At 40.6% G+C, this 14,151-nt stretch carries 16 protein-coding genes; 8 read left to right on the forward strand and 8 right to left on the reverse strand.

The window, feature by feature from the left end; genetic code table 11:
- Nucleotides 1-19: 19 nt before the first annotated feature.
- Entirely contained in the window at nt 20-1,582 is a 1,563-nt protein-coding gene (locus QE450_RS22150) for a DUF6359 domain-containing protein (protein ID WP_307302175.1), read from the forward strand.
- Between the two features lie 111 nt (nt 1,583-1,693).
- On the opposite strand, the gene QE450_RS22155 is transcribed toward QE450_RS22150, so the two are convergent.
- Genes QE450_RS22155 through QE450_RS22170 form a run of 4 tightly spaced genes read right to left on the reverse strand, consistent with a single transcriptional unit; the run spans nt 1,694 to nt 4,200 of the window.
- The gene (locus tag QE450_RS22155) at nt 1,694-2,098 is read right to left on the reverse strand and encodes a DUF350 domain-containing protein (protein WP_307302177.1); all 405 of its coding nucleotides are present in this window, start codon (nt 2,096-2,098) and stop codon (nt 1,694-1,696) included.
- A gap of 41 nt (nt 2,099-2,139) precedes the next feature.
- Entirely contained in the window at nt 2,140-3,483 is a 1,344-nt protein-coding gene (locus QE450_RS22160) for a glutathionylspermidine synthase family protein (protein WP_307302179.1), read from the reverse strand.
- A 4-nt stretch (nt 3,484-3,487) separates the two neighbouring features.
- On the reverse strand, nt 3,488-3,718 hold the full coding sequence (locus QE450_RS22165; protein WP_274171166.1) for a hypothetical protein: 231 nt from the start codon (nt 3,716-3,718) through the stop codon (nt 3,488-3,490).
- The gene (locus QE450_RS22170) at nt 3,718-4,200 is read right to left on the reverse strand and encodes a hypothetical protein (protein ID WP_301263001.1); all 483 of its coding nucleotides are present in this window, start codon (nt 4,198-4,200) and stop codon (nt 3,718-3,720) included. The genes QE450_RS22165 and QE450_RS22170 overlap by 1 nt, the downstream gene beginning before the upstream one ends.
- A gap of 340 nt (nt 4,201-4,540) precedes the next feature.
- Between QE450_RS22170 and QE450_RS22175 the strand changes: the two genes are divergently transcribed.
- Nucleotides 4,541-5,785, forward strand: coding sequence for a hypothetical protein (locus tag QE450_RS22175; protein WP_307302183.1), 1,245 nt, complete (start codon nt 4,541-4,543; stop codon nt 5,783-5,785).
- Nucleotides 5,785-6,294 carry a GrpB family protein gene (locus QE450_RS22180; protein ID WP_307302184.1) on the forward strand — a complete coding sequence of 170 codons (510 nt, stop codon included), beginning with the start codon at nt 5,785-5,787 and terminating at the stop codon, nt 6,292-6,294. Before QE450_RS22175 ends, QE450_RS22180 begins: the two co-directional genes overlap by 1 nt.
- Nucleotides 6,295-6,352: 58 nt before the next feature.
- Here QE450_RS22180 and QE450_RS22185 read toward each other — a convergent pair whose 3' ends face one another.
- Complete coding sequence (locus QE450_RS22185) at nt 6,353-6,925, reverse strand: thymidine kinase (protein WP_273614598.1); 573 nt, start codon at nt 6,923-6,925, stop codon at nt 6,353-6,355.
- 139 nt (nt 6,926-7,064) lie between these two features.
- On the reverse strand, nt 7,065-7,418 hold the full coding sequence (locus QE450_RS22190; RefSeq protein ID WP_273614599.1) for an Hpt domain-containing protein: 354 nt from the start codon (nt 7,416-7,418) through the stop codon (nt 7,065-7,067).
- A 46-nt stretch (nt 7,419-7,464) separates the two neighbouring features.
- Between QE450_RS22190 and QE450_RS22195 the strand changes: the two genes are divergently transcribed.
- The 5 genes from QE450_RS22195 to nfsA all read left to right on the forward strand — a co-directional run bounded on the left by QE450_RS22195 (nt 7,465) and on the right by nfsA (nt 12,232).
- Entirely contained in the window at nt 7,465-7,848 is a 384-nt protein-coding gene (locus tag QE450_RS22195) for a response regulator (RefSeq protein ID WP_204826426.1), read from the forward strand.
- Between the two features lie 287 nt (nt 7,849-8,135).
- Nucleotides 8,136-8,492, forward strand: a complete 357-nt coding sequence (locus tag QE450_RS22200; protein WP_274171162.1) for a metal-sensitive transcriptional regulator — start codon at nt 8,136-8,138, stop codon at nt 8,490-8,492.
- Nucleotides 8,493-8,524: 32 nt separating this feature from the next.
- Nucleotides 8,525-8,737, forward strand: a complete 213-nt coding sequence (locus tag QE450_RS22205) for a copper ion binding protein (protein ID WP_204826427.1) — start codon at nt 8,525-8,527, stop codon at nt 8,735-8,737.
- A gap of 184 nt (nt 8,738-8,921) precedes the next feature.
- On the forward strand, nt 8,922-11,399 hold the full coding sequence (locus QE450_RS22210) for a heavy metal translocating P-type ATPase (protein ID WP_307302187.1): 2,478 nt from the start codon (nt 8,922-8,924) through the stop codon (nt 11,397-11,399).
- 89 nt (nt 11,400-11,488) lie between these two features.
- Complete coding sequence (gene nfsA, locus QE450_RS22215; RefSeq protein WP_273614602.1) at nt 11,489-12,232, forward strand: oxygen-insensitive NADPH nitroreductase; 744 nt, start codon at nt 11,489-11,491, stop codon at nt 12,230-12,232.
- 93 nt (nt 12,233-12,325) lie between these two features.
- Here nfsA and QE450_RS22220 read toward each other — a convergent pair whose 3' ends face one another.
- Together QE450_RS22220 and QE450_RS22225 are read right to left on the reverse strand one after the other, a co-directional pair.
- Complete coding sequence (locus QE450_RS22220) at nt 12,326-12,478, reverse strand: hypothetical protein (RefSeq protein WP_273616388.1); 153 nt, start codon at nt 12,476-12,478, stop codon at nt 12,326-12,328.
- Between the two features lie 54 nt (nt 12,479-12,532).
- The gene (locus QE450_RS22225) at nt 12,533-13,987 is read right to left on the reverse strand and encodes an MDR family MFS transporter (RefSeq protein WP_274171160.1); all 1,455 of its coding nucleotides are present in this window, start codon (nt 13,985-13,987) and stop codon (nt 12,533-12,535) included.
- Between the last annotated feature and the right edge of the window lie 164 nt (nt 13,988-14,151).

Raw genomic sequence — 14,151 nt, forward strand, 5'->3', positions numbered from 1 at the left:
TCAAAGGAGGAATTGTTATATGCATAAGGTAGTCACGAAGCGGTTAACAGTAGTGCTTTTAACAGCATTATTGATGTTCATTTCTTTATTGGGTGGGTATCGTCCGGTAGCTGAAGCGGCAACAACATTAACGGTTGCACAAGCGATTCAAGCTCAAAGTGGTGGCTCTACGATTACAGTTAAAGGGATTGTGGTTGGACATGCTTCAGGAGCTTCTACAGGTGATTTTGCAAGCCCGTTTGCTAACGATTTTAACGTGCTAATCGCAGATAGCAGCAGTGAACGTACAACTAGCAAATTAGTAGATGTACAATTAAGCAGCTCTTTCCGCTCGCAGTTCGGTTTACAGAGCAATCCAAGTCTAATTGGCAAAACGATTGTCGTTACGGGTACAGCTGGTGCATATAACAATTTTGCAGGTGTTAAAAATCCAACGTCTGTGACTTTAGATGGTGATACAACGACACCTCCTACTGAGCCAGGAACAGATACGCCTCTTCCTAATGGAACAGGTAAAAAAGTATTGTTCGATAATACGCATGCTCAAACTGCCGGTGCAGCAGATTGGGTAATCGATGGAGGATTCTCTGATTTTGCAAATGGACTCAAAGCAGACGGATTTACAGTAGATGCGCTTACTCGTCCAATACCGTATACATTTGGAGAGCAAGCGATTACGTATGATAAGCTCAAAGGATACGATGTATTCGTTATCGCTGAGCCTAACGTTCCTTTCAAATCAACAGAACAAGCAGCTATGCTTCAATATGTAAAAGGCGGCGGTAGTATTTTCTTTATTGCCGATCACTATAATGCAGACCGCAACAAAAATCGCTGGGATGGATCAGAAGCAATCAACGGATACCGTCGTGGTGCTTACAGTAACCCGGCAAAAGGAATGAGTGCAGAAGAAGCAGCTTCACCAGCGATGCAAGGTGTGAGTGGTTCCGACTGGTTGGGTACGAACTTTGGTATTCGTTTCCGTTACAACGCTCTAGGTGATGTAAATGCCAATGATATCGTTGCTTCATCACAAGCGTTTGGCATTACAGCCGGTGTAAATTCTGTAGCGATGCATGCAGGATCAACACTTGCTATTCTAGATCCGACCAAAGCAAAAGGTATCGTATATCTACCGTCTTCTGTATCCAAATGGAATAATGCTGTCGATCAAGGCGTATACAATGGCGGCGGACGTGCAGAAGGTCCTTATGCAGCGGTTTCTAAAGTAGGCGCAGGGAAAGCTGCCTTTATCGGTGATTCTTCGCCAGTAGAAGATGCTTCTCCTAAATATCTACGTGAAGAAACAGGCGCTAAAAAGACAACCTATGATGGATACAAAGAAGTCGATGATGCGAAATTATTGGTACAGACGGTAAGATGGTTGGCTGTTAAAGAAAGCTATACCAGCTTAAATCAAGTATCAGGGTTGACGTTAGATAGCCCAACATCATTAATCTCTATCGAGACACCTGCTACATCTACAGAGCCACAAGCTGAACCTTGGGCAGCTCCAGCAGCAGGTTACAAATGGTATGATCCAACAACATTCAAAAACGGCTCTTATGGAGCAGCTTCATAACAGGTAGTTACGAATAGATGTAGCCTATCATATCAAATAAAAACAGCTTTCGACCTGCCTATAAAGCAGAGAAGAAAGCTGTTTTTATGTTTTTATCAGTATATTGATTTATTACATCACAAATGTTCCAATCACAAATGAAATCCCGATAATCAAAGAACGTAACAATTGAGCAATCGCCATATTGCCTTTTTCAATCTGTTCACAGACTTTGGTACGCGGAGTTACCCAATCAAATACCAGATACACCAGACACAGAATCACAATACCAACACCTGACCAGATCAATACATCTATCCATGCATCAGAATTAATCGATACCAGCCCGACGATAATACATAATCCTAACATTTTACTACCCATATACATACCCGCCGCTTGATTGCCCTCTGCAATCTGCTGATTATCGTTATAGCGTGTCATAAGACTAAAAATATAATACCCTACAAACAGAACAGCAAATAAAATAACTAACCCTATTCCGATATGTAATAAGTCAGTTCCGAAGTTTTTCAACTGTATTTCCTCCTTCAAAATATAAACATATAATCAGTTGTTCAAAAGGTTGATGAGGGAACAATCGCCGCCGCACAATAGCAAGCTAGATTGTCTGTCACTTTGCCTCCTATACGAGGTAGCAATCCAGCAAATTGACCACCTATTACAAAAGCTCCTGTTAACAGATAACCATCAAATGTTCCTTCAGAAGTCGTTACAGAGACAGGCTCCATCGGATGCAGTTGTTGATAGATTTTGGGCTGATTTTCATAATAAGCGGCAATCTCATCATCTTCTGTCTGTGGAGTAGAATCATCACGATAACTAGACTCAGGTCTATCTAATGAATGCGTTTCCGGTTGTTCGATCAGATGCGTTCCTAATCCTTCGCGTCCAAAAAAGCCTTTGACTACATAAGGAATCTGCTGTTGCACAAACACTTGATCTGTAAAATACGTAGGTAACAAATACTGCTGAATCCATTCACATTCTTCGTCTGTAAATAAAGTAAAGCCTGTATAGTCAGCCATCTGCGCATTGCGTTCATATAATGACCAGATTGTCGCCATAAATCCTTTGCTCTGGGTCACGATATGTTGTACCGGATTTAGTAGACCAAGCTTACCGTCAGTTACCAGTTGCAATAAATCTTCACCGACAGGGCGCTCTGAATCTGCTTCTCGATCTTCTACAAGATACTCTAACGGGTATAAGCGATACAGAATATAGATACGTTCTTGACCATAATATAGTCCTTCACCCGGTATAATCTGTAGTTGTTCTAAAGGTACATATGTAGCTTCAATACCAAGTGCTATACACTGTTCCATCATATATAACGTATTCGCACGATCTTCATCATGCCAGTCGTAACTGGTAAAATAGATTACTTCGCCTAATCCCTGACCTTTATAATAATCAACCGCTTGCTTGAACATCTTCTGAATACAGGCGTTCATCGAAGCAGAAGCAGGCTCTAGATCAGAAGTATATCGCAATAATTCTTGTTCCAAAAAAGCCACTTCAGGCACACCGCTTGGTGTATCTGTATTATTTTCGATACATTTCAGCTCACCTTGAGGGCTAATGATCCAATCTAATCTAGTCAGTCCATCTAACGGAATATCCTGACGGGCACCTTCTAGTAGAGCAGGATGAATTCCTAATTGCTGTAATAAATAATCATCGGGTAAATGTTGTTGTACAAATCGCAACGTTTTGCGATATAGATGATGTACTTGTTCAGAGCCAATGCGTAGCTGTTCCCATTCATGCGCCTGATAAAGAGTGAGTGCTGTTAAGCAGTAAGGCTTCTCATACATCATATGATAAGGAACCCGTTGTTCGATCTCCGGGGTGAATAGTTGTGCTCTTGTATACGGAAGAGCTCGTGTCTGTCGCATCTAGTTAACCTCCAGAAAAGAAGCCGCTAAAGCCACCACTACCAAATCCACTATGGGAGCTACTTTTTTTCGAATAGGATGAGCCACTGTGATACCCACTACTAGTATTACAGTTATATGCATTCCCGTTCTGATCATACTGACAATCGTCATCATAATCATTGCCACAGCCGGAAAGAGTTGCAGGAACAGCGAGCATTAATGAGAAAGCAATCATTTTGGTACGATTATTCATCACTCATTCACCTCATTTAAAAAAATCATCACTTTCTGACGATCTGCATCCAGTACGGTATACAAAATATCATACGTAATATCTTGCTGTACCAAATAGTGATCCAATAAGCGCAGAGCCAGATGAATGGGTGATACATACGAATCGATTGCATCACGACGTTGAAATTGTGTGCCATCCCAGAGCCAATATTCAGGAGCAAGTCCATTCGGATAATCTTTCTGCCCGCTGATCGTCGTGGCTAGACTACGCTGATAAGTCGCGGGTAATTCTTCTGCAAATGGACGTACATAAATCGTATGCTTTTCATGATCTATAGATTCATGAGACACATGAACCCATATACGATGATTAAGTTTTACTGCATCCACTAGCTTATGTACAAATAATTCTTCTTGCGACAGTGAATGAATCTGATACACTTCGCCAACTTCCATCTGCTTGGTCTCTGACCATTCTATATATCGCAGAGGATAATACATACTGTTCACTCCCTTTTGAATAATACATCGATAGACTATTCCTTTTTACGTCGTAATTTGTAAAAAGATGCACATTTTCCAGTATACCGATTTCTTTGTAAATAGGAACAAATATTTCATAAGATATTCGCTATAGTTTGCAAAATCAAAAATATGAATAACAAATTCGCAAACCGCAAAGAGTTGCTTGTATAATGAGCCTAACAACGTTTGTTAATAAGGCAGAGAAGAGCATAATCGCCTTATTTTCTTGGAACAACGTCTGCCACTTTTGTACAGATACAAGGAGGTATGACTTATTACAGATATAGTATCGAGAAGCACACGAAAGCAAAAACCTATGTATATTACACCGTTAACCGAATGGATCGCATTGTTGATATTATTGGCGATAGGGCTATGGATACGTGTATGGCTGGGAAGCCATTATGCAGGATTTATGAGCGATCAGAATTTGTTTGTCCAGTGGATGAATGAGATACGGCAGTATGGGCTAGGAACGGTCTATATCCATGATACCAATATTAATTATCCGCCCTTATTTTTACTTATTATGCAAGGCTATGCCGCACTTGTACATGGATTCGGAATTACGATACAAGCAGGTCAATTGTCTTTTAAATGGTTGCTGATCCTACTTGATCTATGTGCATGTATAATCGTCTTTTGCTGGTCGCGTAACATTAGATCCACGCCTACACGCTGGTTATTATTCTGTTTATTTGTATTCAATCCAGCCTTGATCGTCAACAGTTCGATCTGGGGACAAGTTGATATATTAAATGGAATCCTGATGGCAGGTGCGCTACTGACTGTTGTCGCTTTTCCTCTAGTAGCAGGTTTACTATTTGCGATCGCTTTATTTACAAAATTACAAGCGATTGTGATTGCACCTGTGTTCGGATTTTATGTATTAAAATGTATATGGCACCGTCAGATAAAGCCTCTTATTTATATGGTAGTAGGGGCGATCATTCCTGTAGTGGTGGTCGCTATTTATTTTGCCTCGTATGGTGGATTACAAGCGATGTTCAAAGGTGCTTATGTCAGCGCTGTAGGCTTATACACTCAAGTCACCTTGAATGCGTTAAATATCTGGTTTTATGTGATTGGAACTGTTCCTACCATGAACGATACAGAGAAGCTCTGGAACATGATTTCACTACGTAATTTGGGATTTATATTGTTGTTGATCGCTGTGATCTATACAGGGATCTATCTTTGGAAATGTCGCGCACTTCATACGGCCGTTTTGCTCAAAGCTGCTGCATGGATTTCATTTGCCTTTTTTATGTTACCGACAGAAATTCACGAGCGTTACAGTATTCCTGCGCTGATTCTACTGTTACTTGTCGCTATGATAGACCGGAAATGGATTGCAATCGCCTGCGTATTGAGTGTAACGATTACGTATAATCTATGGGGCGTGCTAACAAGCAACCTTCCGCGTATACCAGGCATGATCGTAGTATGGATTCATCTCTTCATTTTGCTGTGGATGGGATGGTTGATGTACCGGGAAATGCGGGAAAATAGTAAAAACCATTTACGCAGAAGCACCATGCATGCAGAGGAGGCTAGGTGATGGACGTAAGATTGAGTGATTTTCGTGAAGAATGGGCAGTACAGTTTGCAGAAGAAGCTGAGTTGCTTAGAGATATATTTGCAGATCAAATCATAGAGATACATCACTTTGGAAGCACATCGGTTCCTTTTTTAAAAGCAAAACCTGTGATTGATATGCTGGTAATCGTTCAGAATATTGAAAAGATGGATGAATGGAACAATCATATGCGTGATGTGGGATATGATGTGGCAGGTGAATGGGGAATAGAAGGCAGGCGATTATTTCGAAAAGGTGGCGATCAGCGCACTCACCATATTCATTGTTATGAACAACATAATCCTCATATCCATCGTCATCTTGTTTTACGAGATTATTTACGTTGCCATCCTCAAGAAGTGACTCGATATAGCCAATTTAAAGAAGAACTTGCCCAGAAATTCACTACAACCAACGAGTACAGCCCAGCCAAAAAACAATTTGTCACTCAATTAGAACAGCGTGCTTTGCTCTGGTATACTTCAAAATAAATAAAGAACGCCTACAAACATCATGTCTGTAGGCGTTCTGGAGTTTACAACCGCCAATCTATTCAATCGGAGGATTATTGTAGCATTTGCGACACACAGGATAATAACTTTCATTACCACCAATTTGAATCTGTTCTCCTGTATACACAGGTTTTCCATCTTTTACGCGCAGGTTCATAATCGCTTTGCGTTCACAGAACCAGCAAATTGTTTTCATTTCTTCAATTTTATCTGCATACAGTAGCATATACTGACTACCTTCGAATAGATTATTTTGAAAATCGTTTTTGAGACCGAAGCCCATCACAGGAATGCTTAACTCATCCACGATGCGTACCAGTTGCAAAATCGCTTCTTTTTTCATAAATTGACACTCATCAATCAATACACATGAAGGCTTAGGCGCATAATTTTTGACAATACTATAGATGTCGGTATCATCATGAATTGCAATAGCCTGACGACGTACACCAATGCGAGAAGAGACATAACCGGTCTCATCGCGATTATCTAGGGCAGACGTAAAAATCAGAACATGTTTCTCCTGTTCCTCATAGTTGTGGGCAACTTTTAAAATTTCAATCGATTTCCCACTGTTCATTGCACCGTACTTAAAAAATAACTGTGCCAATAGTCGTAATACCCCTTTCTGTAGATCGTTCTTTCTGTCAGCGTGATCTATTGTAGCAGGAATTAACGAGAGAGACCAATGGAAAATCTAACGAAAAAGCAACAAATGCACGTCATATCTGTAAAGCATCGAAGCTACATTACACCTGTGCTGAAGAAGCTTGAGTTAACAATTGATCCAGTGTGATTACCATTTTACGCAAAGTATGGATATCTTCTGCTGTCCATACATGATCTGGTTGGTATAGAATGTAATTAAGAATTTCTTCACAGATGTGATCAATATCTTCATACGACAGTGTAAGGGCTAATCCTTTGATCGCATGAGCATGACGATGAATACAATCAGGTAATGTACGTTGATCTGCGGATAATCGACCGTGATCATAATCTTCAAAGCGATGTTGCAAATCTTGCATTTTGAGAGAAGCATCCGCCAAAAACCGAATTCTAGTTTGTTGGATGATCTGTTGATACCGATCTGCTTTTGACATGGATTTTTCCCTCCCTATTTTTCTGCAAAGGACGTGTAACCGTTTCATGAAAAAAATAGTCATTATTGATGATAGCGCTCCCTTTACATTGTTGATTAAACAATTATTGGAGACAGAAGATGTAATTGTAGAATCGTATGAGGATGCGGCAGATTTTCTGAAAATCCCTTCACGCATTACAGGGTATGATCTGATTATTCTGGATATTCATTTACCGGATGTGGACGGGCTACATGTACTAGAAAGTCTTAAAAACAAACCAGCTACCAAAGATATCCCTGTTTTACTATTGTCAGGTGATTCTCGTTCTGAAATGGTTATTCGTGGTATGCGTATGGGCGCTATTGATTTTATGACAAAACCAATTGATCCGGCACAATTGATCGAGCGAGTACTGGATCATTTAGACAGAGGAATAGAGGGATCATGAATTCGCTTTTACTGGGTACATTTTAGCACAAATTTTAAGTAAATAAACAGGATGTTTTGTCTGCTTTGGGTATAATGGCTTACTGATTAATCGGCAAAATGAACGTGATATTTAAGATGATATGGAATGAATATTTACAAAACAACAGCCTATCGTTAGCAGATAGGCTGTTTGTGCTGTAGCTTGGAAGCCCAATCCATTAAATGCTATATACATATAAATTCAACCTTGAATACCCTATGGGGGTATGTTAAGATGTAATTATAAACGATCAAGGGGGATACTTTATGGAGAAGGTAGATCATCTGAATACAGAAGATTCACTTCATGAGCATCATCAATCTTGCGATCATAGCCCGGGAGAGGTTCGTCGTAGTCATCATTCAGATGAGATGAAAAGCAATATGATCCGTCGACTTAATCGTGTTGAAGGACAGATTCGAGGAATCAAAGGCATGATTGAGAAAGACACTTATTGCGATGATGTGCTGAATCAGATTGCAGCCGCTCAATCTGCTCTGAACTCTGTCGGTAGATTGCTGTTAGAAGGCCATATGAAGAGTTGTGTGGTCGAGCGTATCGAAGCAGGGGAAAATGAAGTGATTGACGAGCTACTTATCACGATTAATAAATTATTGAAATAATATAACGATCATAATCAAAGGAGGATATAATCATGGCAAATATTAAATTAGAAGTAGAAGGTATGTCTTGCAACCACTGTGTTCAAGCGGTAGAAGGAGCACTTCAAGAGATCGGTGCAAAAGGTAAAGTGAATTTGGAAGCCAAATCTGTTGATATTGAATATGATGCAGATCAAGTCGATATTATGAAATTGACCGACGCTATCGAAGAGCAAGGGTATGATGTAGTTTCTACAGGCGGTTAATCGTTAAGATATCCTTATTTCGTATGATCAGATCATTCGATCACTCCAACAGAACTGTAGAATTATTGTAAATAAAGTAAATGTGTTGCCCTTAGTGATGCTCAGGGCAACTTTTTTTGAAAATATAAATACCCTATAGGGGTATATAAGGGATATCAATAGTATTCAAAAGGAGGTTATTGTGATGAGTGTATCGTCTAATAGTAATATCAGTGATCCCCAATCTTCAGCACCTACACCAGCTTCAGATCAGACCAAACAATTAACGTTACAGATTGGTGGAATGACCTGTGCTGCTTGTGCTACACGTATCGAAAAAGGATTACGTCGTCTAGATGGTGTTGAAGAAGTGAATGTAAATCTAGCGCTTGAACGTGCTTCTGTCACTTATGAACCGTCTGCGATTAATAAAGAACAGGTTGAACAGAAAATCGAACAATTAGGTTACCAGTCGCTCAAAGAAACTGTCGACTTGGATATTTCAGGAATGACTTGCGCCGCTTGTGCTACTCGGATCGAAAAAGGGATTAAGCGTATGGATGGTGTGTCTGCGGTCAATGTGAATTTGGCATTGGAGACAGCTAGAGTACAATACACACCAGGTACACTAGAAACGACAGATATTATCCGCAAAGTAGAAAAGCTAGGATATACCGCTTCACCGAAAAAAGAAGAAGGTATTCAACAACGCCGAGAACATGAGGCAACGATACGTAAATGGAAATTGATAGCGTCTGCGATTTTATCATTACCTTTATTATGGGCGATGGTAGGTCATTTTAGCGTCACTTCATGGATTGGTGTACCGATGTTGTTAATGAATCCTTGGGTACAGTTGATTCTAGCAACACCGGTTCAGTTTGTGATTGGTGGTGCTTTTTATGTAGGAGCCTACAAAGCATTGCGTAGTGGAAGCGCCAATATGGATGTACTGGTAGCACTAGGGACATCGGCTGCTTATTTTTATAGTCTATTTCTGATGATTCGTTCACTGATTGTACCGGGAACGAGTGTGGAATTATATTTTGAAGTCAGTTCTATTTTAATCACATTAATTTTGTTAGGAAAATGGTTTGAATATCGTGCCAAAGGACGTTCTTCTGAAGCGATACGGAGTCTTATGGGATTGCGCGCATTAACAGCCCGAATCGATCTTGATGGGGAAGAAGTAGAGATTCCTGTAGATGATGTACAGGTGGGACATCTTCTTATCGTCAAACCGGGTGAAAAGATTCCGGTGGATGGCGAAGTAGTAGAAGGTCATTCTTCTATCGACGAATCGATGCTAACCGGAGAAAGTCTACCTGTTGAAAAAACGGTCGGCGATCAGGTAATTGGAGCGACTATTAATCAGAATGGACGACTTAAATTTCGAGCGGTGCATATCGGTAAAGAGACAGCACTGTCGCAAATTATTCGTGTCGTTGAAGAAGCGCAAGTCTCCAAAGCACCGATTCAGCGTCTAGCAGATGTCATCTCAGGTATTTTTGTACCGATTGTGGTCGGGATCGCTTTAGTCACTTTTGCTATCTGGTTCTGGGGTGTAGCTCCAGGTGATTTTAGTGGGGCACTAGAAAAAGCGATTGCTGTTCTAGTGATTGCTTGTCCTTGTGCATTAGGGCTTGCGACACCGACATCGATTATGGCAGGCTCTGGTCGGGCTGCGGAATACGGTATTTTATTTAAAGGCGGAGAGCATTTAGAAGCCGCACATAAAGTAGATACGGTTGTATTAGACAAAACAGGTACGATTACGCGCGGCGAACCAGTTGTGACTGATATTCAATTTGCGAACAATAGTCAAGAGATGTCTGAACAGCAATGGTTGCAATGGGTAGCAGGAGCAGAATCAGCTTCTGAACATCCACTTGCCAAAGCTATCGTACAAGGTATCAAAGAACGCGGATTACAAGCAGAATTAGTAGATAGTTTTGAAGCGATACCTGGTAAGGGTATCCATGCTACGATAAGTGCACAATCGTTATGGATCGGAACCCGTCAATTGTTACAATCTCAGCAGATTGATGTACATGATCTAGAAGCAGAGATTCAACAGGTAGAACAGCAGGGTAAAACAGTGATGTTAACTGCAATCAATGGACAATATGCAGGTTGGATTGCTGTAGCCGATACGGTCAAAGAAACATCACAAGCGGCGATTGCTCGTCTCAAACAGATGGGCTTACATGTCATTATGATTACAGGTGATAATGAACGTACTGCTCAAGCGATCGCTGCGCAGACAGGTGTAGACCAAGTATTAGCAGGTGTACTTCCTGAAGGCAAAGCAACTGAAATTAGCCGTTTGCAACAACAAGGTCGAATCGTAGCTATGGTCGGTGATGGTATCAATGATGCGCCTGCTCTGGCTACAGCCAATACAGGGATTGCAATCGGTACAGGAGCAGATGTAGCGATAGAAGCCGCAGATATCACCTTGATGCGCGGTGATCTGAATGGAATTGCAGACGCGATTATGCTCAGTCGACGTACAATCCGCAATATTCGGCAAAATCTATTCTGGGCACTTGCTTACAATGTGATAGGGATTCCGATTGCAGCGATAGGTTTGTTAGCACCATGGTTAGCAGGAGCAGCAATGGCATTTAGTTCAGTATCGGTTGTATTAAATGCGCTACGCTTACAACGAATTAAATTGTAATAGACTTGCATTAACGTATAATTAATATGATAATAGTTATATATAGTCAGTTAGTTATAAATGATTAGTAGACAGGAGTGTTCGTATTTATGAATGATACCATTTCTTTATTAATGAAACACCGTTCGATTCGTAGCTATAAACCTGATCCGGTAACCGAAGAACAGTTAGAAGCGATTATTGCTGCTGGACAAATGGCATCTAGTTCTAGCAATGTGCAAGCATACAGTGTGATTGCAGTTACAGATCCAGAGCGTAAGTCCAAATTGTCTGTATTAGCAGGCAACCAACCTTATATCGAGCAATGCCCTGTATTTTTAGTGTGGTGTGCGGATATGTATCGTCTGGAAAATGCAGTTCAACAACATATGCCTGACGCAGAATCTTATGGCGATGCTGCTGAGAACTTTATTGTCGCTACTGTGGATGTAACATTAGCTGCACAAAATGCTACAGTAGCCGCTGAATCTTTGGGTCTTGGCGTTGTGTATATCGGCGGAATTCGTAACCATATTGAAGAAGTCTCTGAATTCTTGAATTTGCCTGACCATGTGTATCCTGTATACGGTATGTGTCTGGGTTATCCGAATCAAGAGCCAGGTATTCGTCCACGTTTACCACAGAAAGCTGTTTTGCATCGTGAGTCTTATCAAGCAGATACTACATTAGAAGCGATGAAAGAATACGATGATACGATGGTTCGTTATTTGTCTGAACGTACCGGCGGAGCCAAAACAGCACCATGGTCTGCACTGATGGCTGAAAAAATGACCGCTCCTTCACGTATGCAATTAAAATCGTTCTTAGAACGCAAAGGCTTCAATAAACGTTAATTCAAAACCATTATCATAGCACTAAAAATAGTATACAAAAAACCGTTATCCTATGATCTTCGTAAGAAGAGCTGATAACGGTTTTTTTGTATATTATTCTGAAAAGATTTTGACCCAACCTAAAATAGAAATAATCACAAGAATCAACGGGATAATAGATATACGTAAAATACGCGGAATAGAAATCCAGAACTTGAATAGTTTCCATTCAAGCTCTTTCCATTTTTCCCAATCTATCATGATCAAGCTCACACTCCTATAGATAGTGTAGGGTGAGACTCTTCGATTATATCGTGTTGATTAGCTACGTTCCAGTGCAGGTGAAGTAGAAGTCTGACCTTGAGGTCTAGCACCTGTAGGTGCTTCATGTTCTCGAATCGCACTGAATAACTGCTGACTGGATGGTAAGAATAACGCAATAATTAGATTTAAGACTGATACCGCAAACATTAATATAAATACATAGTGAATCCCGGAAGCTAGTTGCGATGCAGTCCCTGTCGTCACAATCGCATTGAACACCATCCCGAATACAGCTACACTAATCGTCTGTCCCAGTGAGTTCATTAACGTATTGGTCGATGTAGCTACACTACGCATCTGGAAGCCAACAGCACCTTGGATTACAACAAGTGAAGGAGTCACGATAAAGCCCATACCGAGTCCGATCAGAATCAATGAACCTACAATCACTCCATAAGAAGACTGAGCATGCATTAGAGCAAGCCATAGACTACCGCCTACTACAAATGCAGATCCAAGCACAATCAGTAGCTTGGCACCTACTTTGTACATCCAGCGTCCGGCTAAAGTAGAAGCCACAGGCCAAGCAATAGACATCGGCATAAGAGCCAGTCCAGCACTGGTAGCACTATAGCCGAATACATCTTGAATCCAGAGCGCACAGTAAACTGTTACACCCATCACCATCCAACGGGTAGAGAATCCAAGCACATAGGGAATCGATAAAATGCGGGATTGAAATAACGATAAAGGTAACATCGGTTCAGCCGCACGTTTTTCTATTTGTAAAAATAAAACCATAAAAATAATTGTAACAACAAATAAACCGATAATCATAGGTGAACCCCAGGCGTATTCTTCTCCACCTGTCAAAAGAGCTAACAACAAAGCAGTCATTCCGATCGTAAACGTAATTGCACCTGCATAATCGATCGATTTTTGCTTTTTCTCAAACGATTCATGAAAGTAAATAAAGATAAACAAAATCGCTATAATCCCTACAGGCAGATTAATAAAGAAAATCCAACGCCATGAGATATAATCGACAAAGTAACCGCCTACCAGTGGTCCAAACAGTCCGGCTACTGACCATACAGATGAGAAGAGTCCTTGTACTTTAGCACGTTCTTTGCCAGGATACAGATCGCCTACAATTGTAAATGTGACCGGTGTGAGCGCACCTGCTCCAATTCCTTGAATAGCCCGATACCAGATCAATTCGGTCATCGAGTTAGCAAATCCACACATAATAGAACCGAGCACAAATACACCCAGTCCAATAGCGAAAATCGATTTACGACCGAACAAATCGCCTAGCTTACCAAAGATTGGTGTAGCGATACAAGTCGTTAATGTATAGATAGAGAAGATCCAACTAATCAGGCTTAATCCTCCAAGTGAAGAGATAATACGTGGTGATGCTGTACTGACTACAGTTGAATCGAGGGCACCGATAAATAAGGCTGCAAGCAAACCTATAGTGACCATAGAACGATTGGTTGCTTTGGACATATATACTGTTCCTTCTTCCTGAGTAATAATGGTTATTATTAACGAAAATAACGCTGTTTGAAGCACTGCACATCGTATATCAGAATAAAATGAACGTCAAGGTTATTCACACAAAATACGAACACTTTCATAAACAAACAAAATTTAGCAAAAACTTCAATGTA

Source organism: Paenibacillus sp. SORGH_AS_0306 (assembly GCF_030819345.1).
Classification (GTDB): Bacteria; Bacillota; Bacilli; order Paenibacillales; family Paenibacillaceae; genus Saccharibacillus; species Saccharibacillus kyungheensis.

Coding starts and splice junctions, on each gene's coding strand:
- QE450_RS22150 (WP_307302175.1), top strand. CDS start 20: ATGCATAAGGTAGTCACGAAGCGGTTAACAGTAGTGCTTTTAACAGCA.
- QE450_RS22160 (WP_307302179.1), bottom strand. CDS start 3,483: ATGCGACAGACACGAGCTCTTCCGTATACAAGAGCACAACTATTCACC.
- QE450_RS22165 (WP_274171166.1), bottom strand. CDS start 3,718: ATGAATAATCGTACCAAAATGATTGCTTTCTCATTAATGCTCGCTGTT.
- QE450_RS22170 (WP_301263001.1), bottom strand. CDS start 4,200: ATGTATTATCCTCTGCGATATATAGAATGGTCAGAGACCAAGCAGATG.
- QE450_RS22175 (WP_307302183.1), top strand. CDS start 4,541: ATGTATATTACACCGTTAACCGAATGGATCGCATTGTTGATATTATTG.
- QE450_RS22180 (WP_307302184.1), top strand. CDS start 5,785: ATGGACGTAAGATTGAGTGATTTTCGTGAAGAATGGGCAGTACAGTTT.
- QE450_RS22190 (WP_273614599.1), bottom strand. CDS start 7,418: ATGTCAAAAGCAGATCGGTATCAACAGATCATCCAACAAACTAGAATT.
- QE450_RS22195 (WP_204826426.1), top strand. CDS start 7,465: ATGAAAAAAATAGTCATTATTGATGATAGCGCTCCCTTTACATTGTTG.
- QE450_RS22200 (WP_274171162.1), top strand. CDS start 8,136: ATGGAGAAGGTAGATCATCTGAATACAGAAGATTCACTTCATGAGCAT.
- QE450_RS22205 (WP_204826427.1), top strand. CDS start 8,525: ATGGCAAATATTAAATTAGAAGTAGAAGGTATGTCTTGCAACCACTGT.
- QE450_RS22210 (WP_307302187.1), top strand. CDS start 8,922: ATGAGTGTATCGTCTAATAGTAATATCAGTGATCCCCAATCTTCAGCA.
- nfsA (WP_273614602.1), top strand. CDS start 11,489: ATGAATGATACCATTTCTTTATTAATGAAACACCGTTCGATTCGTAGC.
- QE450_RS22225 (WP_274171160.1), bottom strand. CDS start 13,987: ATGTCCAAAGCAACCAATCGTTCTATGGTCACTATAGGTTTGCTTGCA.